We start from the raw sequence: 20,984 nt of genomic DNA, 5'->3' as shown, positions 1-20,984 counted from the left end.
GGGGCAGGAAGGGCAGAGTCTGGGACCGTCAGGACTTGGTCATGGTTTCGTCCAGATTCAGGAGGACGCGGCTGACCACCGTCCAGGTGGCAATGTCCACGGGCGTGGCGTTGGGCGGGAGCGACTCCGGCTTGGTAAAGTCCGAGAAGGCGATCTCGCCAGCCTTGAGTTCGCCCTTGAGGAGTCTCTCGCGGGTGACCTTCACCAGATTGAGAATTTGCACCTGCTCGGCTGGCTGGATAGGACGTGAGGTGCACAGGCGGTAGGCATAGTTGGCTCGCGCGGCATCGTCATTGCCGCCCTCTTTCAGCACCCGCTGCGCCATTGCCTGGGCGGCCTCCACGAAGATCGTTTCATTGAGCGCCGTCAGGGAGGAGAGGGGAGTGTTGGATCGCGGCCTGCGGGCGCAGGCCGAGTCTCCATTCGGTGCATCGAAGCTGCTCATCACCGGGTCCGGCATGGACCGCTTCCGGAAAAGATAGAGCGCGCGCCGATAGCGCTCCGGTCCGGTGGGTGGCAGCCAGTAGGTGGGCTTCACATAGTTGTAGTCCAGCACGCTCTGCGGTACGGGCGGGAAAATGCTTGGCCCGCCTTCCTCCAGATGCAGCAGGCCCGCTACGCTCAAGGCGGAGTCCCGCAGCACCTCCGCCTCCATGCGGAAACGTGGACCCCGGGCCAGCAGGCGGTTGCGGGGATCCCGCTCGCGAGCCTCTGGCGTTACTTTGGAGTCCTGTTGATATGTGCCGCTGGTCAGCACCGTGGTGAGGAGATGCTTGTGACTCCAGCCGTGGTTCATGAAATCCACGGCCAGCCAGTCCAGCAGTTCCTGGTGCTCCGGCACGGGGGCGCGCATGCCAAAGTCCTCCGAGGTCTCCACCAGACCGCTGCCAAACAGCGCCTGCCACACCCGGTTCACCGCCACACGTGCCGTGAGGGGTGCTTGGGGATTCGTCAACCAGCGGGCAAAGGCCAGTCGATCGCTTGCGGCAGGTTGCTCCTGGGCCGCCCCGGGGATCTGGAGCGCTGCGGGGATGTGAGGCGTGATGACCTGCTTGGGCCGGTCCCAAGAACCGCGATCCAGCAGGTGAGTGGGCCGCAGGTTATTTCCACGACGCTCGGCCAGGTGCAGGATGGAGGTGGTCGCGGGCGGCAGCTTCTTCCACGCGGCGGCGATCTGGTCGTTCATGGGCGCGGCTTCCTTCACCGTCTTCCGCCAAGCAGTGAAGATCGCCTCCTGATGGGCGGCAGTCCGCTGGTCCGCTGGAGTCTCCATGGCCAGCATGGCGGCGTAGTCCACTGGCGGGGTTTCTGGATTGGCGGACTCCGTCAAGCTCACCCGACAGCGGCCGAGTTGCGTGTTATGCCTACCGTTGTCGCTGCCGCTGTGGTAGAACTTGAGCAGCACTTTCAGTTTGGTGCCAGGAGGCAGATCCAGCGGCTTTTCAAACTGCACCACCGCCACGCCTTCCTGATTGCGCAGTCCCGGGCCGCGATCTGCTCTCCACCCTGTATCATCATTGCCATCGATGAGATAACTCACGGGACCGCGCACCCGTTTCTGCTCCTTGTCGAAGTCCGCCTTCCAGTCCTCCTCCATGCGACCATCGGGCTCGGAGAAATCCGCTGTCGCGCGGGCCAGTTTGACCGGATTCCATTGTTCTGAACCAGGTGCCTGCGTGGTGACCGCCATCTCGCTGATGGCCCAGGTGCCGTATTTGCTCCGGCCCGGGCCATTGAACGGAAGATCCCCGTGGCACAATGCCTCCAGTCGCAGACCGGTTGCTCCTTTGAGGGTGGGTTCAAAGATGGCGTAGATGTCGCCCTTGGTCGTCGGGTGCCCTTGGGTGAAGATGGAGAGATCTGCTTCTTGAGTCGGATGATTCAGACCCGAGGTGCTGCCCAGATCCGTGGCCTTCAATGGCGTCCAGGCCGGTTTGCCAGCCCTGAGCCCGGCTTCCCATGCCGCGATTTCTTTCGACCAGTCCGGCCGGGATCGTTTCAGTTTCTCCTCCACGCCTTTCACCGTCGCCTTCACTTGGGCCACCTGCTTCTGTTCGTCGGGCGTGTACACCCAGGACTGCGCCTCGTACGCGTTGTTAAAATAGGCAAAGATGCCGAAGTACTCGTCGTGGGAGATCGGATCAAACTTGTGCGAGTGGCACTGGGCACATTGGAGGGAGATCCCCAGGGTGGCCTTGCCCAGGCAGTCCATGCGGTCGAACATCTCATCCATGCGGAACTGCTCCGGCACGATGGCGCCTTCCTCATTGACCATGCTGTTCCGGAGGAAGCCGGTGGCGACGATTTGGTCCTGGCTCGCCTGAGGAAGCAGATCGCCCGCCAACTGCTCCGTGACGAATCGGTCATAGGGCATGTCGGCGTTGAAAGCGCGGATCACCCAGTCCCGCCAGGCCCATTGCTCCCTGGGGAGATCCTTCTCATACCCATTGCTGTCGGAATACCGGGCCGCATCCAGCCAGTGCCGGGCCCACTTCTCCCCATATTGAGGGGTGGCCAGCAGTTTGGTCACCAGGGCCTTGATGGCTGCCGGCCGATCTTGGCTCGCCGCAGTTTCAAAGGCCGCCACCTCAGCAGGCGAGGGTGGGAGGCCAGTCAAATCAAGGTACAAGCGTCGACACAATATGGCCGCCGTGGCAGCAGGCACGGGGGCAAGCCCGGCCTTCGCCAGCTTGGGAGCCACCAGAGCATCCACCGGATGCTGGCCGGGCTCCACCAGGGCTTGGGCCGGCGGGACAAAAGCCCAGTGCTTCGCGTAGTTGGCCCCTTCCGTGATCCATCGCTTCAAAACTTCCGCCTGGGCTCTGGAGACAGGCTTTTTCTCCTTCGGGGGCGGCATGATTTCATCGGAATCATGCGTCAGAATTCGGGCGATCAGCGCGCTGGCATCGGGTTGCCCTGGGACGAGGGCTGGGCCATCGAACTTGCCGCCTTTTAGAGCGTCTTCCCGCACGTCCAGGCGAAGTCCCCCTTTTCGGGTCGCTTCGTCCTGACCGTGGCAGTGGGTGCAGTGCTCCGCCAGGATGGGTTGCACCTCACGGACGAAGTCCACGGGGGCAGCCGCCAATGAGGAGCCGAAAAGAGCGAGGGGGGCCAGCAGGCTCTGGGCAGGAAGGAAACGCATGGTTAGACAGCGGGCGCGGGGAGTCCCGAGCGCAGCCACCCTCGAGACAGGGCGGATCTGGTCGGAAAGTACTCATACGTGAACACGGGGGTGGTTCTTGTCCCGGCAGCCTTTGACACCATGAAGACTGGGGGTGTTGGTCAATTTGCCCATTTCAGGCAACCATTCTCTCCATTAGGCCTCTGTTTGAAGGGTCGCCGAGGTCTCTGTTGGCGTAAAAAGGAGGCTCTGTTGAGGCGAGAACCCAAGATCGGGCTTCGATGGCTTCCTCCGCCCTCGTATGCGAGGGGCCAATACCTATGCCGACCTCATTTAATAATATAGGCCAGGGAACCGCGGCAAAGTAAGACTGACTGCCGTTGCTGCCTTCCGGCCCTGGCGGGATTCGCCAGCTCGCCCTCCACGGTCCCTGACGGCCGCAGCATGGCACGTGACGGGTTGAATACAAACGGGAAGTGACAGCCGCGTTGCGATTTTCAAAAAAAGGTTCAAGGCATATTAACGCAACGAACTTTTATGTTGTGTGGATTGGGCCTTTTCGATAGAAAGACCACTGCATCACGAATTTTTTATCAATCTCTAGGTCACCATGCTCTGGAAACTTCTCTCTGGTCTCGCCGCTGTCGCCCTCCTTGTGGGTGTATGGTCCAGCTATAATAATCGGGTCAGCCTCGAAGAAGAGTTGAAACAATCCAAGCGGGCCGTGGAGAACAACAAGGCCGTGAAGGCTGAGTTTCCGAAGGTAACCGCCCAGAAAGAGCTCAAGACCAAGCAGTTGGAAGACCAGAAGAAAGCTCTGGATGAGGTGAAGCTTGAGAAGACGAAAGTTGACGGCGACACCGAGCTCAAGACCAAGGAAGGTGAGCTGGTAAAGCAAAACCTTGAGGACGTGAGCAAGCAGCTCACGCAGCTTGAAGACCAGATCAAGAAGGTGGGCGACGTGAAGAAGCTCCTGGCTTCGGTTCAGGAAGAAACCGAGAAGAAAAAAGCCGTCGACGCCGCCATCGCCAACCAGCAGCAGCAGCTGGCGCTCTCCGATGAAAAGATCGGCAAAGTGCAGGCTGAAATCACCCGTTTCCAGGATGTCGAAAAGCGCCAGCGCTCCGGCGTGGTGGAGCCCGGCTTCACCGCCCGTGTGGCCCAGGCCTTCCAGGAGTTCGGCTTCGTGGTGCTGAACAAGGGCAACGCCAGCGGCATGTTCGCTGATGCGATGCTTGATGTGAAGCGCGGCCGTACGATCGTTGCCAAGCTCAAGGTGCGTGACGTGGAGCAGGGCTTGTCCGTTGCGGACCTTGTTCCTGGCTCCCTCGCCCCTGGCGAATCCATCCGCTCCGGCGACCTCGTGGTGGCCGCCCGTGAAGTGCCCAAGCCCGCTGCTCCTGCGGCACCGGCTCCTGCTGCTGACCCTTCCCAGCCCGCAACTCCCGCCCCGATGGCACCTGGTGGTGCCGATCCTTTCGGCGGTGCTCCTGGTGCGGCTCCCGCTCCTGCGCCTGCTCCGATGGCCCCTGGTGGTGCTGATCCTTTCGCACCCGCTCCTGGTGCGGCTCCGGCAGCTCCTGCCGCCCCAATGGCCCCGGCCGCAGCCGACCCCTTCGCCCCGCCAGCTGGCACGACGCCTGCCGCCCCGGCCACGATGGACCCATTCGCTCCCAAGCCCTGATCTGATCTCTACGAGGCCTGACTGCATTTCCGCCCCTGTACTTGATATTCTTCCAGCCCCGACAGCAGCAACACCATGACCAAAGTTCTTTTCCTACTCAGTGCCGTCGTGATGGTGGTAGCAGGATTTTTCAGCTACCAGAATCGCGATACATTTGTCAAAGCCCGTCAGGAACGTCAGGCGGCCGATGCCTCCACGAAGTCCGAGATGGTCAAGTTGAAGAACGAGGCCGGCATCGTGGTGGGCCTCCAGGGCGATGTTGACAAGGTTACCGGAGAAATCACCAATGAGACCGAGCGTCTTAACCAGGCCAAAATCAAGCTGCGCAACGTCCAGGCGGAAGCTGATCGCTCCCAGGACCAGTTGAAGGTCGCCCAGGAGAAGATCAACGCCTACAAGCAGGAGCTGACCAACATCCCTCCTGGCTTCTCGGTGGAAACGATCAACGAAGACATTAACAAGCTCAAGCAGAGCATCGCCGACGGTGAGGCCCAGGTGGCCAAGATCCAGGAGCAGGTGACCGCCAAAGATGGCGAGCTCAAAAAGGTGCAGGACACCGTCAACGACATCAAAGAGCGCATCGAGGCCCGCAAGAAGTCATTTGATCGCAACTCCCTTGTGTCCACGATCATCGCCGTGAACAACGATTGGGGTTTCGTGGTGGTGGATGGCGGTACGGACAAGGGCATCACGCCTGAGACCTCCCTGTTGGTGACTCGCGGCACCCAGACCATTGGCAAGCTGAAGATTGTCTCCATCGCAGGCTCCAAGACTGTGGCTAACATCGACCAGAAGTCCCTTCGCTCCGGTCTCTCGGTCGCCCCTGGCGATCGCGTGATCCTTGAGACCCTCTACCGCTAAGCTGCAAGGCCTGACGGTGAATGGACCGACTGGGGGCAATGACATCAAATGCCCCTTGAAGCCATCTCAATTCTGGCTACCTGATTCTCCATGAAGCGGACTCTTTGTCTCCTGTCGAAAATCGTGTTGTGTGGCGCCTTGGTTGCCACCGTGAGCTGCGGAACTACGGAGCCGGCGAAAAAGAAGAAGAAAGCGGTGCCGCCGAGTGAAGACTTGAGCGGCCTGCCTTGGAACCGTCCCCGGTCCTTCGAGAGCAGCGCTGGCATGGGCCGCATGATGCCACAGAGCCGATAGTCTGAGTCTCGCAAGTTAAGACCTTTCAAATCCCCGCCAGATCTGATCTTGGCGGGGATTTTTTTGTTCTGGGGGCAAGTAGCGCGAGACCCAGAATGCGCATCTCCGAAGGCAACTGTTCGTAGTTCAACCTTTGGTTTACCTCCGTTCACGACAGGCCATCTGAGGCAGTTTGAACTACGAACAGAGCTTCGGCAGCAACGCTCCCAGTTGTCAGCGAGATGGTAGAGCGGAGAGCGCTGCTGCGGGAAATGGGGATCGGTGATTTGGACCTGCAATCCTGCGGCGACTGTGCCGACAGAGACTGTCGGACTACCCCTGTGGCGATGCTGCGGAGTAGTCCGACGGTCCCCGTCGGGTTTGGGAGCGGAGGGTGTTGCGGAAAAACATCGAGGACATGCTGGCTCTTCACTGCGCTCTCCGATATCAGGCCGGGCATCGGCGCCCAAACCAAGCCTGCCATCTGATAGAAGCTCTTCCTCGAAGAAGATGTGGCCACAAGCCAAACTTAGACTCGCTCAAGGCTCGTCCAACATTGGGCTGGTGGTGTACGCATTCTCTTCAGGGAAGATGGCAGCACAACCTTCGCAACGGCGCCAGTCGCTACGTTATTCTTTCTCTTCTCCCTCCGCCGCCCCGACCATGGACTCTTCAAAGTCCACGCGGAAATCCACGGGCAGTGATTTCAACAGGGTCAGCAGCTCCTGTTTCTGGCTGGCGGGAAGCCACATTCCCATGTCGAGGAAATAAGAAGCGCCGGCGTAGCGGCTCACGGGTTTGTTGAGGCGCTCGAAGCCGAACTTGTTGAAGAACGGCTCGTTGAGCACGCTGGTCTCCATGCCGACGAATGCGGGGTCATGGTCCTGGGGCACCAGGGCCAGGCGGGTGAGGTTGAGCAGGGTGCCCAGCCCCTTGCGGTGATGCGAGCGCCGCACCTGGCCGCAGTTGATCTGGTTGGAATTTTTACTTCCGTCAATCTCCAGCCCGCCACAGGCCAGCACCTCGCCCCCCTGCTCGATCACCAGCATGTAGGACGTGCCCATGTCCAGCCAGTCTGCATACGCCTCGATCAGGTCGGCGGGCAGCAGGTCCTCATTGGAACGATAGATGTCCAGACAGGCCTCCTTGTCATCCGGAGTGTATTCGCGGACGACAAGGCCGGACGGCAGGTGGGAGAGATTCATGAAGCGGAACGACTCAGTTTACTGGAGGGTGGTGACCACCTTGGCGGCTCCTTCCAGCAGTTCCACCCGCAGGGCGCTGACATCGCCAGCGGACTTGGGCACGAGCACGGTCACGACATGTTTGCCCGCCTTCAGGTCGAGCTTCATCTGCGGGGTGACTTCCTCGAACTTCTGCTCATCCACCACCAGCACCAGACCGGGCGTGGCGGGCAGGCCGAGTGTCACGGGGCCGTCAGCGTCCAGCTGGAGATCAAACTGGGCGATGCGCGGGAAGATGGGGTACATCTTCGCAGCGATCGGCAGTTCGCCGAGCGGAAGGTCGCCGTTGACCTTGCTCAGAGTCATCTGCCAGGGGTAGGCGTACTTGCGGTCGCTCAGGGCCTGGAGGCCCACGTGACGCACGTGGTCGTTGTCGGCCTGCTCGATCTTGCCCATGGTGCGCCAGGTGCGGACGTAGCGGTTGGGCTGCGTCTTGTAGTCGCCCTCACGGCCCAGTTCTGAGAGGAACTTTACCAGATCCACAAACTCGTCTTCACGAAGGCTGGCGGTGAGGCCAGGGGGCATCATAGAGACAGGGCTGATGATCTTCTGGGCGATGTCGCCCTTGGCCACCTTGTGGAACTGGTTGGCGGCATCACGCACCACCACCTCATCCCCGTCCTGCACAATGCCTCCCGCGACCACCTGTCCGGCCTTGGTGGTGATCATGGTCATGTGGTAGCCTTCCTTGACCTTTTTGGAAGGTTCGAGGAGAGACTCGATGATGTAGTCCACCGGGGCGCTGGAGCCAAGGCTCACCATGTTGGGGCCGATGAGGCCACCGCTCTCGCCGATGGCGTGGCAGCTCATGCAGAGCAGTTGCTGGCGGCGGTACACGTCCTCCCCGCGGGCGGCGTTGCCTTGGGCCTGCACCTTGGTGACCAGGGCATGCATTTCCTCAGGGGTGAGGGGGCGGTCCATCTGTTTCACACCACCCGCCTTGCGCAGCGATTCCTCAATCAGAGACTGCAGGCCGCGTGAGCTGGCCATGCGGATGCCTTCCACCGCGACGAAGTCGGGCACCTGTTTGTCCTTCAGCTCATTGGCGAGCAGCACCGGGAGATGCTTGTTCTTCAAGAACGCCTCCAGCACGGGGCGGGCTTCATCCACGGACTTGGCGGTGCCAAGGAACTGAACGGCGAGCTTCGCCGCGAGGGGCGGGGAAAGCTCGGAAAGTCCAGAGAGGGCAGAGGCGCGAGTACCCACGGCCTTGTCCCCGGAAGCCAGTGTCTGAAGGTAATTTTTCGTGGGTTCACCGCCGAGGTACACCAGGCCTTTGATGGCACTGTCGCGAAGCGCAGCAGACGTCTTGTCGCCGCTTGCGATTTCCTCGAGCCGGCTACGCAGGGGCTCCTGCTTCCAGAGGCCTGCCAGCAAGGCGCCACGCGCTGCGAGGTCCGCGTCGTCAGGAGTGCCGCTGATGAGAGCGGTGAGGAGATCCTTCAGGGCGGCGGCGGCATCCGGCGTGGCTTTGCGTTGTCCGGCCTTGATGAAGGCGTCCAGAATGCCCACGCGGCGTGTCTTCGCGGACTCGCTTTTGAAGATGGGGAAGAGCTGGCTGAGCTCCTCAGGGCTGGCCACGTCACCCACCATGGCGAGCACCGCCGCGGCGTCTTCTTCGGCGAGCTTGCCACTGCCGAGGGCCTTGATCAGCGGAGGCAGGGCCTCCGGACGACCGGTGGCCTTCAGGGCGTACACGAGATGCTTGGGATTGGCGTCGAGCTTGATGCCGCCATTCACGAACACGGGCAGCCAGATGTCTGCCTGTTCACGCGCGGTGAGTTCGAGGAGAAAATCAATGCTCTCATCCACCGGCTTGTCCAGAGCCCGAAGCGCCACTTCCAGGGCCTGGGGCTTGAACATGTCGCGAGCGATGGCCACGGCCCAGAGACGGACCTGCGCGTTGTCATCGCCAATGGCGGTGGCAAGGAGGGCATCGGTATCAGGAAACTCCGTCAGGCGATGGCGCAGGATGCCAAGGGCACCAGCGCGGATGCGATGATCCGGGGAGCCGAGGAGCTGACGAACGAGGGCAGGGGAGCAGGCGTTGAGCGTTTCCCGGGCCCAGGCGGCTTCCAGGAGGTTGTTCCAGTAGTTGGGATCTTCCTTCTTCAACGCCAGTGCCCATTCGTCGATCGATGCCAGGGTCAGCTGGGGTTCACGGGTGCGGAGTTCGCGCTTGGCGAAGAGGCGATTCCATCGGCGGGGGCTCTTCAGCTCTTCCAGCAGCGCGGGAGTTTCTGCCTTCGCGAAATCCGGGCTGGTGCTCAATTTGCGATCTTTGGCCGTGAGTTTCCAGATGCGGCCGTTCACACGGTCGCGACGGGGATCGCGGAAATCCACCTCACCGTGCTGGATGATGGGGTTGAACCAGTCAGCGATGTAGAGGGCGCCATCCGGACCGGTGCGCACGTCGATGGGGCGGAAGCCGCGATGGGTGCTGGCGAGCACATCGGGGAGTTGCTTGCTGACGTAGCTGCTGCCACTCTCGGTGAGGTGGAAGCGATTGACGCGGTTGCCGCGGAAGTCGCAGGTCACCAGGGTGCCCTGCCAGTCATCCGGGAAGTGGGAGTCTTCGATGATCTCCAGACCGCACTGTTTGGGCTGGCCGGGGTTCAGACCCTTAACAATGCGTTTGGCACCCGGGCTGGTGGCGAACACCGCTCCGGGGAAGATGTAGTTGATGCCCTCGCTGCCGGCGCCGTCCGTGGCAAAGCTCTGGCCCCAGCGGTCGAACTCATAACCCCAGGGATTGATCAGGCCCTTGGCGATGATTTCCAGTTTCCGGGTCTCTGGACGAAACTCCCAGACGCCGCCGCCCATGAGACGGCGCAGGCCCCATGGGGTCTCAATGTGGCTGTGGATGTAGATGCTCTGGTTAAAGTGCATCTGCCCGTCTGGACCATGGCGGAAGGTGTGGACGAGGTGGTGAGTGTCCTCGGTGCCGAAGCCGCTCAGCACCACCTGCCGCTCGTCGGCCTTCAGGTCCCCATTGGTGTCCTTGAGAAAGAGAATTTCCGTGGAGTTGGCCACATAGCAGCCACCATCTGCCGGGATCACGGCGGTGGGGATCTGCAGATCGCTGGCGAAGACGGTGCTCTTGTCCGCTTTGCCGTCCTTGTCCGTGTCTTCAAGCACCACGATCTGGTCGATGGGGTCATCGCCGGGCTTGATCTGCGGGTAGGTGACGCTGCTCACCACCCAGAGACGGCCCTGGGCATCCCAGTTCATCTGCACGGGCTTGCGGACCAGGGGTTCACCTGCCCAGAGGGAGATTTCGTAGCCCTCTGGCACCACAAAGGCGGCCTTCTCTGCCTCCACGGAGGGGTCAGGAAGGTCAGCCATGGATTTGGGCTGCGAGGCATAAGTCAGCTGGACCAGGGAGGCGGCCAGCAGGAGCGATGCGGAATACTTCATAGTCGAATCAAAAAACGGTCAGTACAGGGTAAGGGCCCAAATGAGGGCGCAGACGCGGAAGTCAGCCGGCAGGGCGCAGGGAGCGCTGCCGGAGCAGAGGGTTAGGGAAGTCGTTTTGCGGCTTCCAGTGCCGCCACCTTTTGCTCGTGGATCTTGTCGTCCTCCGCCGTCACCAGGGGGTCAAAGCGCTCGATTTCAGCGGCGTTCTGCCCTTGTTCGTGTTTCCGGAATCCATAGAGGTAGGTCTCGTTGGCCGGGCGCCAGCGGTTGAAGAAGAGCTGGTCCTTCTTGATGACGGTCTGGCGGAGCGGATCCACGGCCGCCGGGGGCAGCTTGGGGGCGGTCAAGCCGAGGCCCTCGACGATCTTTGAGGCCCAGGCGCGGTAGCCTGCCTCACCATAATGGATGCCGTTGTCGGTGAGCGGGTGCTCAGGGCGTTGTTTGCTGGCACCGCCCATGAGTTCATAGCTGTCCACAAAGGTGGCGGCCTGTTTACCTGCGAACTCCTTCAGCGCATTGCGCACCGCTTCCATCTTCTTGTTGGCGGCGGTGAGGTCCGGCAACGGAGCGCCCAGGTTCTCCAGGGGCGGAGGGGCGATGATGATGACGCGGACCTTCGGGCTCTTGGCGCGCACGAGGTCCAGCATCTCCCGGTAGCCGGAAATGAACTCTGGCATCTTGATGAGGCCTTCAAAGGGGAGGTCTGCCCCGTAGCAGGCGATCAGAACCGTGGGTTTGATCTGCTCCACATGGCGGCTCAGCCGTTCCAGCCCCTCCTTGGGCGGGCCAAAATAGGACCGGGCATGGCCAAAGACGGTGTCCCCGCTCCAGCCCAGGTTGCGGAAGCTCAGGTGCTTGCTTTCGCCAGCGGCAAGGGTCAGGGCGGACTCCAGGAAGCCGTACTTCTGCTCCCGCTCAACGAGGGTGCCTCCCAGGAGAATGACGCGATCGTGGTCTTGAAACTCAAAAGTGGGGGCGGCCTTCAGAGAGGCCAGCCCGGAGAAAAGGGCAATGATTCCGGCGAGGAGACGTTTCATGGTTTGGGCAAAGAGACTAGACCAAACGCCTCTCACCCTGCGATCATTTCTTTCTCTATCGTTTGAATCTGGCGGCGGTAGTCCCCGCGGCTGAAGTACTTCTCCAGCCAGACGTACAAAATGATGAAAAGGTAGCGGCTCCCCATCTCCTTCAGCTTCAGCTTGGCCACGCCCGCCCGGCGGTTCTTCCATGAAATCGGCATCGTAGCCCACGTGTATCCCCGCACGATGGCCTTGAGGGGGATCTCCACGGTCAGGTTGAAATGCGGTGCGATGAAGGGGCGGCAGCCTTCGATGACCTCCCGACGGTAGGCCTTGAAGGCGTTGGTCGTGTCATTGAGGCCGATATTGAAGACCAGCTTGATCCACCAGTTGACCAGTCGGTTGAGTACGAGTTTGTGCGGCGGGTAGTCCTGAACTTCACCGCCGCGCACGAACCGGCTGCCAAACACGCACTCGTAGCCCTGGTTGAGCAGGTTGTAGTAGCCCACCACGTGGTCGGGGCTGTCGGACTCATCCGCCATCATGATCACCACGGCATCGCCACGCATGGCGTTTAATCCGCAAATAATGGCCCGGCCAAAACCATTGGGACCTTCGTTATTCACGGGTGCCAGGGTGGGGATCTCTGATTTCAATTCCTGAAGCAGGTTCCAAGTCCCATCCGTGCTCCCATCATTCACCACCACGATCTCATGTCCGATGCCGTTAGCCGTCAGTTTTTCATACAGGTGCCGCACCGTGTAGGGCACGCTTCCCACCTCATCGCGTGCGGGGATGACGATGCTCAACAACTTGACCGGATTTAACGCATTCATGGCGGAATTGCTCTGGCGACAACGGGCTCAGGGTGAGACTCTCCGGGCGCGCGCCGAGATTAGAGAAAATCTTTGCGGCATCAACGGAAAACCGTAGCATGGCGGACTCATGAAATTGGCTATTGTCACTGGATCGTGTGGATTGATCGGCTCGGAGACGTGCAAGCGGCTTCATGCTGAAGGGACTGCTGTCATCGGGATCGACAATGACATGCGCAGCTATTTCTTTGGTGCCGAGGCCTCCACCTCCAAGTCACGTGACACGCTGGAGTCCCTTCCCCTTTACCGGCATGAGTCCGTGGACATTCGCGACTGGGGTGAAGTGACACGGGTGTTCAAGAAATACGGTTTTGCCACCGGGGCAGTGATTCATACGGCGGCCCAGCCTTCGCATGATTGGGCCGCGCGCGAACCGCTGACCGATTTCGGCGTGAATGCAGTAGGCACCATGCATCTTCTGGAGGCCACGCGATTGCACTGTCCGGATGCGGTTTTCATCTTCACCAGCACCAACAAAGTGTATGGCGACACCCCGAACCGCCTGCCACTCGTGGAAACCGAGACGCGGTGGGAGATCGCGGAAGATCATCCGTATTTCACCAAGGGTATCGATGAAAGCATGAGCATCGATGACAGCAAGCATTCCATCTTCGGTGCCAGCAAGGTGGCTGCGGATGTGATGGTGCAGGAGTACGGCCGCTATTTCGGCATGAAGACCGGTGTCTTTCGCGGAGGCTGTCTGACCGGCCCTGCCCATGCCGGGGCGGAGTTGCACGGTTTCCTGGCCTATCTCATGAAGTGCACAGTGACCGGCAAGCCCTATTCGATCTTTGGCTATAAGGGCAAGCAGGTGCGGGACAACATCCACAGCCATGATCTGGTGGATGCCTTCTGGCACTTCCTGAAAGCGCCCCGCAGTGGTGAGGTGTACAACATTGGCGGCTCCCGCCACTCCAATTGCTCCATGCTGGAGGCCATCAAGCTTTGCGAAGAGATCAGCGGCAAGAAGCTGGACTGGAGCTACAAAGAGGACAACCGCATCGGCGACCACATCTGGTACGTCAGCGATGTCAGCAAGTTCCAGCAGCACTATCCGGAGTGGCACTACAAGTACGACTTGCGGCGCACGCTGGAGGAGATCCACGCTGCCTGTATAGCGTCGCTGTGAGCCCGCTGCGCGGGGGAGACAGAAGACTTGAAGACAGAAGACGAAAGACCTGAGTTGGGGGCGCTTCAAGCGGCCCAGGGGTTCTCTCTCCCTGAGTTTGACGCTTCCTGCTCAACTCAGCCTGCCGACACCGCCATCCAGGATGGCTGGGCATCAGCAAAGGCGGCGACCTCTTCAAACAACTGGTCTCTTGTGATCTCCGGCTGCCAGTCCCAGACCTGGCGGGCCTTTGCGTCGTCGAGCAAAAGCCACGCGATGTCGAACGGCCGTTCGCTGCCATCCTTCACCACCGGCACCTCCCGACCATAGCGGGTGGCGCACCAGGCGCTGAGCTCCGCCAGGGAAAAGGAGCTCTCCGCCCCGCCGGCGACATTGACGAGACGCGGTTTGTCTTTGGCGTCACTCGCCTGCACCTGCTTGAACAGAAGCCGGGCGAGATCATCCGGATGTAGCGCATCCCGCACCTGCCAGCCGTTGCCGCCGAACCCGAGATAACGCAGAGAGCGCCGCTCTCGCCAGGAGTGGATCCAGAAGGCGACGATGCCCTGATCAGCGCGGCCAAACTGCCCGGCTCCGGCCATGACACCGCAGCGGTTGATGTACACTGGCAGCTTGAAGGTGCAGCCGTATTCCAAAGCCAAGTCTTCAGACATCTTCTTGCTCACTCCATAGAGAGATACCGGAGGGGTGGTGGAGAAACTCTCATCCACCCCACGGGCGGACAGTCCCTGCGCGAGCGTTTGAGCTTCATCCACCACGAAACGATCGCCCTGTTGTTTCAAAGGAATCTGGCAGAGGGGTTCGATCCCATACACCCGGCTGGTGCTGAGCAGGATGAAGCCTGCGCCATGACGGCGGCAGTACTCCAGCATGTTTACGGTGCCCAGGAGGTTATGCTCGATCACTTGACGGCTGCTGGACTTGCCGTCCACGCCAGCCAGCACGCTGGGGTTCGCCGCCGCATCAATGACCCAGTCCACGGGAGGCAGCGATTCAAAGTCGCTCGCTGATCGCACGTCTCCGTGGAAGAACTTCACCCCGATTTCTTTCAGAACGGCGCGGTTTTGTTCACTGCCCGCCCGGCAGAGATTGTCCAGTCCGACCAGAGTCCAATCCTCAGACATGGCGCGCAACTGGCGCAGAATGCGGCTGCCAACAAACCCACAGGCTCCAGTGACGAGAATACGCATGACGGTAAGGAAAAAAGATAAAAGGGAGAAAGACGGTGCCTCTCCGCCGATCCCCTCTGGCAGTCAACCTGAGCAGAATAGTTTTTTCATCGTTGCACAAGTCATTCAGATGCGATTTTGGGAATTGTGACCGTTCCATCACGACTCCCCGGCTCCCTTTCGACCAAGCTTTGGCACGTGTTTCTCTGGCTGATAGCCTGGGCTCCTGCGCTGGTTGTTTTGTACTGGTGTGCCGCGCACGCCTCGCGTTTGCCCTATCACGATTCCTGGGCGTTCGTGGAGCAATACCAGGACTGGTTGGAAGGCCGTGCGGCGTGGCAGGAAATCTTCCGCCCTCACAACGGGCATCCCGCGACGGTGGGCAAGTTGCTCTATTTCGCGGCGCTCCATGGGCTGAAGGGCGATGTGTCCGTCCTGCCGCTTTTGAGCTGGGGGTTCTCGCTCCTCATTTCTCTATCAGTGCTGCTGCTGGCCCGGCCGATGTGGAAGGGTGCGGGGGCACGCGGTCCCGTGCTGATGTTGCTGGCTAACCTCAGCATCTTTACGGGGGCTCATGGGCACACGTGGATCTGGGATTTTGTCTTCCAGAACTTCATCCCCGGGGCCTGCCTTATGGCAGGTTTGGCGTTGCTTCGCCCGGCAGAGAGCTGGCGGACCTGGAGGTGGGTGGCGGCTTTGGGTTTGAGTGTGGTGGCGACCAACTCATTTGGGTCGGGTTTTCTCGTGGGCTTCCTGCTGCTACCCATGGTGGGAGTGGCCTTGCCGGCAGAAATGACCTCTCGCGAGAAGGCGGCCGTGCTGGCCATCTGGACGGTGACGATCATGCTGGCCACCTGGCTGGCTCATTTTGCTTTGCCTGGGGTCAATGAGGAAGTGGTGAAGGGTACGGGTGAGAATGAAGCCATGGCGCGGCCCGTCATGGCCTTTCAGTATGTCCTGGTTTTGCTGGGGCACACCTTGGGGCAGGGGTCGGTGGTGGAGGCTTTTCAGGTCAGCATGATCGCTGGAGGCGTGTTGCTTGCCATCGTTTTGGCACTCGCGTTCCTGCTGGCGTGGAAGGCTCGCCAGCGCGGTGCCTGGCGGGCGGCGCTGCCCTGGTTGATCTGCGTGGCGTGGGCGGGTGGGAATGCGGCCTTGATCTGTTACCTCCGGATGGGATCGCTTTTCGAGACTGCCCTGGCTCCGCGTTACGCCACCTTCATGCTCTTCATGGTGCTTGGCGTGGTCTTTCTGGTGGCAGCGTTTTGTTTCCATCCTGATCTGCGCGGCTTGATCCGGCTGCCGGAGGGAGTGCTGGGGTTTGCCGTCGCGGGATTGTTGATGGGGCATTTCTCCGGCTGGTCCGCGGGTTATCACTCCTTCTTGCTTTTCCACCAGCGGATGGTGTCGGAAGCCGCCGCCACAGATTTTGTCCGAGTGCTGCCCATCAACCCCTTCGTCCAGTGGGATTCAAAGAAGCATCAACTGGCTGGCTGGTTGGAGTTTTTGCGATCCCAGGAGCGGCTCAAGGGAGTGAAATTCGCGGAGGACGTGCGCGTCAGCCGGTGGCGGCAGGGAAGTCTCATTCCGGATAAATTCGCCAGTTTCAGCTCCTTGAGCCCTCTTGGCGGTGGGCGTTGGTTGGCTCGCGGCACCTGCGGTCTCACGAAGGACCGGGTAAATCTGGCAGATCTGATCCTGATCAGCGCCGTAGCCCCTGGCGGGGAGGAGCAATTCATCGCGCTGACCGCCCCGGTGCTGCCGGAGGACTTTCATCAGCGCATGCTTTTGCGCAGGATGTTTCCGGAGCACTACCTCGCGTGGGAGGTGGTCATCCAGCTCCCGCTGCGCTCGCGGGAGGGCTCACAGCAAATTAAGGCCTACGGCTACGATGCCCATACCCGGCGGGTGCGGCCCATGGCAGGAGAGCATGCCGCCCAGCAAGGCGACGCTCTTCTCCCAGCTCCTTGAGCAAGCTACTTGGCGCTTTCGCCAGCGGGTGCTTTCATGCGGAATCCTTGGACGGAGCCCTCGTTGACAGGGAAGTAGATGCTTTTGACGTCATCCAGCTTCATGAGAAGCCAGGGGGACACGAGGTTTTCACCGTTTTTGGTGAAGACGATGTCATCCGCGATGTACACGCAGGAGTGGATGGCCTGCCCGTGGGCATCCAGAAACATGAGCACGTCCCCGAACTCATAGGGGGTGGCCACGCGGTCGTAGCTGTTCAGCACATGGTCAGCTGCCAACCGGGTGTCGAGGAAGTACTGGCGGGCATAGTGATTGAAGAAGTTCAGAGAGGTCCAGTGGCAGTCCGGCATCCTTCCCATGATGGCCAGTTCCATCGGTGGATAGGTATATAGATAACGCCGTGCCATGGAGGGCAGCAGGTGGATGATGTCGATGAGGGCCACGCTCTCCGTCTCCTTGGCGGACTGGAGGATGGGCTCGATGTCCTTGTAGCGATTGCGCCCGGTCCAGTAGGCGGCCAGTTGCCGGATGTCCGTGTTCGCGTCCACTGACAGGCGCAGGATCATCGTGCGGGTCCGGGTGACGGTTTTGAAAAAGTCCTGGGCCTCCTTGTCGCTTTTTGCGTAATTGAGGACGGCAGACAAGTCACTGAAGGCCAGGATGTTGCCCCGGCGGTAGGTGAACTTGGGGATGACCTCCAGCAGTTCCGGGCTCAATTTGGTGCCTTGGAGCCATTCGGTCACACTGTTGCCCGTGATGAGTACCGGATTTTTGTGATACTCGTTCAGGTCGGACTTGGCCAGTTCCTCATAAATCACCTGCCGCTGCCCGGCGCTCATCGCCTCTAGATCAGGAAGCGGGGGGAATACTGTGAGAACACCGTTTTCCACCACGGTCCGCTTGGGGTCCAGCAAGTACTGTTGAAGGGCATGAGGCAGGCCGGCGCGGGTGAAAATCGCCCGCAGGTCAGGTTCGGTCAGACCCTCAAAGCACCATTTGGTGACCGAGTTGGGCATCGGGAACTTGGCGGTGAAATGGACGGGAGCCTCCAGGTAGATGTAGTAATACTTGAGCTCACCCCAAGGCCCAGGCTTGCAGTCGTACACCTTGCCGCTGACCTCAGGAACAGCTCCGGTCTCCTGCGCTGGCATCGCCTGCACCGCAAACAGGGCGGAGACAGGCAGCAAAAGGGATGTCAGCAGGGAGGTGACCGGTCGGGAACAGCGTGGGAACATAGGGGAAGGCGCGCGCACTAAGGTGAGAATCTGTACTTTCTCAACGTGCTTGTTATCAGAAACTTGGGTGCAGGACGCATCAAGCCCCCAGAATGTTCAAAAACGTGTTCGTGAAGATTGTATTTTTCAGCCCGGTACGCTCTAATGACGTGCTTTATCGGGAAAATGCAGCCAGGCAAACCAAACATCAATACATCCTCGAGCTGGGGAACTCCGGTCCTCGCCAAGTACGGGGTCTTCGGTTTGTGCATGGGACTGTGCGTCGCCGGGACCGCTCTGGCGGGCCCGATGGGCAATCCCCACGCGAGAAACCTGGCTGACCAAGAGCTGGTGCGCCGCAATGCGCGTCTGGCGGAGGCCCAAGCCCTTCTGGTCGAGGCGAATTCTTCCTACGACAAAGGTGACTACGAAAGCGCTCTGCGCCTGTATCGCCAGGCGTGGGATCTCCTCCCAGACGCCCCGCTTTCAGCGGCAGTGAAGCTTCAGGCCCGGGACGGATACTCCCGTGCCGCTGTGGCCCAGGCGGCCAAGCTGGCTGATCAGGCCAAATACGCTGAGGCTCGCACGCTTTTGAGTTCTGTCCTGGCGGACGACTTCAATCCTGACTACGCGGATGCTCTCACCTTGCAGAAGCGTCTTGATGATCCGGCCCGGTATGAGCCTGCGCTCACTCCGGAACACATCGCCAAGGTGAAGCAGGTGGAGGAAAAACTCCGCCTTGGCCAAGGGCTGATGTCCTTGGGTGACTTTGACGCGGCCACTGAGCGTTTCCGCGATGTGCTGCGCCTCGATCCGTACAATGGTGCGGCCCGGCGTGGCATGGAACGGGCTGAGCAGCACAAGGCCCAGTATTATGATGTCGCTCGTGACCACACAAGAGCCAAGATGCTGAATGGTGTGGACTCCCTCTGGGAGGACAATGTTCCCGTGATCGATGTGTCGCAGCTTTTCGGCTCCGGTGGCGTGGCCATGGGATCGCTGGAAAACACGAAAGAGAACATTCAGATCAAGCTTCGGACCATCATCGTGCCAATGGTGGATCTGCAGTCCGCCAGTCTGGAAGAAGTGATCGAGTTCCTCCGCATTCGCAGTCGTGAGCTGGATCCCAAGAAAAAGGGGGTGGCCTTCGTCATCAAGGCCTCTGAGGAGACCCGGGCCAAGCCTGTCTCCATGAGCATGACCTCCGTTCCGCTGGAGGAAATTCTTCGTTACGCCACAGAAATGACTGGTTCGGTGTACCGTGTGGACGAATATGCAGTGACCGTCACGTCCCGGGCAGAGAAGTCTGAGACGCTGATTTCCAGGCAGTATCGCGTGCCCCCTGATTTCCTGCAAACCGCTCCAGCGGGTGGTGCAGCTCAGGCAGTCCCGGTTGATCCTTTTGGCGCGGCTCCCCCTGCGGGTGGCGGCGGTCTGCAGATGCGTCGTCTGGGTGCGAAGGAGTTCCTGGAACAGCGCGGTGTTCTTTTCCCACCAGGGGCCAGTGCTTCCTATAACCCGGGTACCAACATTCTGTTGGTCAACAACACCGCGGAAAACCTGACCTTGGTGGATGAGTACGTGGATCAGGCCGTGAATGCCACGCCCAAGCAGGTGGAGATTCAGGTCCGGATGATCGAGATCAACGAGACCCGGCTGAAGGAGTTGGGTTTCGACTGGCTTCTGGGTCAGTTCAACGTTCCTGGTTCGGATCGCGTTTTTGCCGGTGGTGCAGGTGCGGCGGATCCCAATGATCCCGCTCCGTTTCCCGGTCAATCCGTCACGAGCGGATTGCGCAGTTCCGGCGCTATTCTGGGGGTGCCCAGCATTGATGGCCTGATTGGTCGCGCCACCGTGCCGGCGGCAAACTCCAAGTCTCCTGGTTTCTTCGCAGTTTCTGGAGTGTTCACCGACCCGCAGTTCCAGGTGGTGCTGCGCGGCTTGAAGCAGAGCAAGGGAGTCGATGTTCTGGCTGCTCCGACGGTCATCGCGAAAAGTGGCCAGCGGGCCAACGTGACGGTTGCGAAGGAATTCCGGTATCCGACAGAGTTTGACCCACCGCAGATTCCCCAGAGCTTGAACGCCACGGCCAACGGTGTGAACTACACGGCCAGCTTTGCCCCCATCACGCCGTCCACTCCCACCGCCTTTGAAAAGCGCGACGTCGGCATCACGCTGGAAGTTGAGCCTGTTGTTGGCGCGGGCAATCGCACCGTGGATTTGAACTTGGTCCCTTCCTCAGTGGAGTTTGAGGGCTTCATCGACTACGGCACGGACATTCAGAACACAGCACCCATCGGCATCGGCGGCGCAGATGTGTTCTACAATGTGCCCAACGACATTCTGCAGCCGATCTTCCGCACCAACAAGATCACCACTTCCGTCTCCGTTTGGGATGGCAACACGGTGGTACTGGGTGGTGTGACGTTTGAAAAGCGGCACAAGATCGATGACAAGGTGCCAGTGGTGGGCGATCTCCCGCTCGTGGGCCGCGCCTTCCAGAGCAAGGTTTCCAATGTGGAACGCAAGAACGTGCTCTTCTTTGTGACCGTGCGGGTTATCGACCCCGGTGGCAACAGTGTGGGAGCCTCCGCAGCGGCGACAGCTGTTCGCTGACCTAAGCGGAACAGAACAAAATTACCAAAAGGGCGGCCCGATGGCCGCCCTTTTTACTTTGCAGTCTCGCAAGGTCACCCAAAACGCAAAAGTCCAAGGAGCGGCGGCGATGTCGAGATCGTGGTGATATGGGTCCTTTGCGTTCCACAACTGCTCGCACGACCGTGATGCCTGCTCCAACCGCACACATCTCACCTATTCCAGCCCTTGGCTGCCATGGGCCTACCGCTCCGCGGTAGATCTTTCAGCCCAGGCTTCCATGGGTAGTCCTCGCTCCACTCGCCCAACCCATGGCTACGCATGGGCGAACCCTTCCGGTTCATGAGGGTACCACCCTGCAAACACGGGTATTGTAGGGCGACCGCTCCGATTGCCTGATTTCTGCGTGTTC

12 protein-coding genes and 1 other RNA gene are annotated in these 20,984 nt (G+C 60.4%); 5 read left to right on the top strand and 8 right to left on the bottom strand.

The genetic code is table 11. From position 1 onward, the window contains the following. Positions 1–28: 28 nt before the first annotated feature. Together BV034_RS30300 and ffs are read right to left on the bottom strand one after the other, a co-directional pair. Positions 29–3,142 carry a PSD1 and planctomycete cytochrome C domain-containing protein gene (locus BV034_RS30300; RefSeq protein WP_050030684.1) on the bottom strand — a complete coding sequence of 1,038 codons (3,114 nt, stop codon included), beginning with the start codon at positions 3,140–3,142 and terminating at the stop codon, positions 29–31. A 320-nt stretch (positions 3,143–3,462) separates the two neighbouring features. Next, an RNA gene (gene ffs / locus BV034_RS34310) (signal recognition particle sRNA small type) lies at positions 3,463–3,557 on the bottom strand. A gap of 174 nt (positions 3,558–3,731) precedes the next feature. Between ffs and BV034_RS30295 the strand changes: the two genes are divergently transcribed. Both BV034_RS30295 and BV034_RS30290 read left to right on the top strand, forming a co-directional pair. Continuing rightward, positions 3,732–4,805, top strand: a complete 1,074-nt coding sequence (locus BV034_RS30295; RefSeq protein ID WP_050030683.1) for a hypothetical protein — start codon at positions 3,732–3,734, stop codon at positions 4,803–4,805. A 75-nt stretch (positions 4,806–4,880) separates the two neighbouring features. Beyond that, positions 4,881–5,666, top strand: a complete 786-nt coding sequence (locus BV034_RS30290) for a hypothetical protein (protein WP_050030682.1) — start codon at positions 4,881–4,883, stop codon at positions 5,664–5,666. A gap of 902 nt (positions 5,667–6,568) precedes the next feature. Here the strand turns inward: BV034_RS30290 and BV034_RS30280 are convergent. From BV034_RS30280 to BV034_RS30265, 4 genes are all read right to left on the bottom strand, one after another. Continuing rightward, the gene (locus BV034_RS30280) at positions 6,569–7,144 is read right to left on the bottom strand and encodes a GNAT family N-acetyltransferase (RefSeq protein ID WP_050030680.1); all 576 of its coding nucleotides are present in this window, start codon (positions 7,142–7,144) and stop codon (positions 6,569–6,571) included. Between the two features lie 18 nt (positions 7,145–7,162). Continuing rightward, on the bottom strand, positions 7,163–10,600 hold the full coding sequence (locus tag BV034_RS30275; protein ID WP_050030679.1) for a PVC-type heme-binding CxxCH protein: 3,438 nt from the start codon (positions 10,598–10,600) through the stop codon (positions 7,163–7,165). Between the two features lie 101 nt (positions 10,601–10,701). After that, entirely contained in the window at positions 10,702–11,637 is a 936-nt protein-coding gene (locus BV034_RS30270) for an SGNH/GDSL hydrolase family protein (RefSeq protein ID WP_050030678.1), read from the bottom strand. A gap of 32 nt (positions 11,638–11,669) precedes the next feature. After that, positions 11,670–12,455 carry a glycosyltransferase family 2 protein gene (locus BV034_RS30265; protein WP_050030677.1) on the bottom strand — a complete coding sequence of 262 codons (786 nt, stop codon included), beginning with the start codon at positions 12,453–12,455 and terminating at the stop codon, positions 11,670–11,672. 109 nt (positions 12,456–12,564) lie between these two features. Between BV034_RS30265 and BV034_RS30260 the strand changes: the two genes are divergently transcribed. Next, positions 12,565–13,623: an NAD-dependent epimerase/dehydratase family protein gene (locus tag BV034_RS30260; protein ID WP_050030676.1), complete on the top strand. Its 1,059-nt coding sequence runs from the start codon at positions 12,565–12,567 to the stop codon at positions 13,621–13,623. A gap of 116 nt (positions 13,624–13,739) precedes the next feature. Here the strand turns inward: BV034_RS30260 and BV034_RS30255 are convergent, their stop codons facing one another. Then, positions 13,740–14,813: an NAD-dependent epimerase/dehydratase family protein gene (locus BV034_RS30255; RefSeq protein ID WP_050030675.1), complete on the bottom strand. Its 1,074-nt coding sequence runs from the start codon at positions 14,811–14,813 to the stop codon at positions 13,740–13,742. Between the two features lie 177 nt (positions 14,814–14,990). On the opposite strand from BV034_RS30255, the gene BV034_RS30250 reads away from it, so the two are divergent. Continuing rightward, positions 14,991–16,763, top strand: a complete 1,773-nt coding sequence (locus BV034_RS30250; protein ID WP_265593634.1) for a hypothetical protein — start codon at positions 14,991–14,993, stop codon at positions 16,761–16,763. 5 nt (positions 16,764–16,768) lie between these two features. Here BV034_RS30250 and BV034_RS30245 read toward each other — a convergent pair whose 3' ends face one another. Then, the gene (locus BV034_RS30245) at positions 16,769–17,998 is read right to left on the bottom strand and encodes a hypothetical protein (RefSeq protein ID WP_050030673.1); all 1,230 of its coding nucleotides are present in this window, start codon (positions 17,996–17,998) and stop codon (positions 16,769–16,771) included. 249 nt (positions 17,999–18,247) lie between these two features. Between BV034_RS30245 and BV034_RS30240 the strand changes: the two genes are divergently transcribed. Beyond that, a complete protein-coding gene (locus BV034_RS30240) occupies positions 18,248–20,593 on the top strand; it encodes an Amuc_1098 family type IV pilus outer membrane protein (protein WP_265593633.1) in 2,346 nt (781 codons plus the stop codon). Positions 20,594–20,984 lie beyond the last annotated feature (391 nt).

The organism is Verrucomicrobium sp. BvORR034 (assembly GCF_000739635.1).
Taxonomy (GTDB): domain Bacteria; phylum Verrucomicrobiota; class Verrucomicrobiia; order Verrucomicrobiales; family Verrucomicrobiaceae; genus Verrucomicrobium.
The sequence above is the reverse complement of the archived record's forward strand: the minus strand, read 5'-3'. Positions and strand labels throughout refer to the sequence as shown.

Excerpts from the sequence above, each read along its gene's own strand:
- BV034_RS30245 (WP_050030673.1), bottom strand. The coding sequence starts at position 17,998 with ATGTTCCCACGCTGTTCCCGACCGGTCACCTCCCTGCTGACATCCCTT.
- BV034_RS30270 (WP_050030678.1), bottom strand. The coding sequence starts at position 11,637 with ATGAAACGTCTCCTCGCCGGAATCATTGCCCTTTTCTCCGGGCTGGCC.
- BV034_RS30260 (WP_050030676.1), top strand. The coding sequence starts at position 12,565 with ATGAAATTGGCTATTGTCACTGGATCGTGTGGATTGATCGGCTCGGAG.
- BV034_RS30275 (WP_050030679.1), bottom strand. The coding sequence starts at position 10,600 with ATGAAGTATTCCGCATCGCTCCTGCTGGCCGCCTCCCTGGTCCAGCTG.
- BV034_RS30300 (WP_050030684.1), bottom strand. The coding sequence starts at position 3,142 with ATGCGTTTCCTTCCTGCCCAGAGCCTGCTGGCCCCCCTCGCTCTTTTC.
- BV034_RS30255 (WP_050030675.1), bottom strand. The coding sequence starts at position 14,813 with ATGCGTATTCTCGTCACTGGAGCCTGTGGGTTTGTTGGCAGCCGCATT.
- BV034_RS30295 (WP_050030683.1), top strand. The coding sequence starts at position 3,732 with ATGCTCTGGAAACTTCTCTCTGGTCTCGCCGCTGTCGCCCTCCTTGTG.
- BV034_RS30290 (WP_050030682.1), top strand. The coding sequence starts at position 4,881 with ATGACCAAAGTTCTTTTCCTACTCAGTGCCGTCGTGATGGTGGTAGCA.
- BV034_RS30240 (WP_265593633.1), top strand. The coding sequence starts at position 18,248 with ATGGGACTGTGCGTCGCCGGGACCGCTCTGGCGGGCCCGATGGGCAAT.
- BV034_RS30265 (WP_050030677.1), bottom strand. The coding sequence starts at position 12,455 with ATGAATGCGTTAAATCCGGTCAAGTTGTTGAGCATCGTCATCCCCGCA.
- BV034_RS30280 (WP_050030680.1), bottom strand. The coding sequence starts at position 7,144 with ATGAATCTCTCCCACCTGCCGTCCGGCCTTGTCGTCCGCGAATACACT.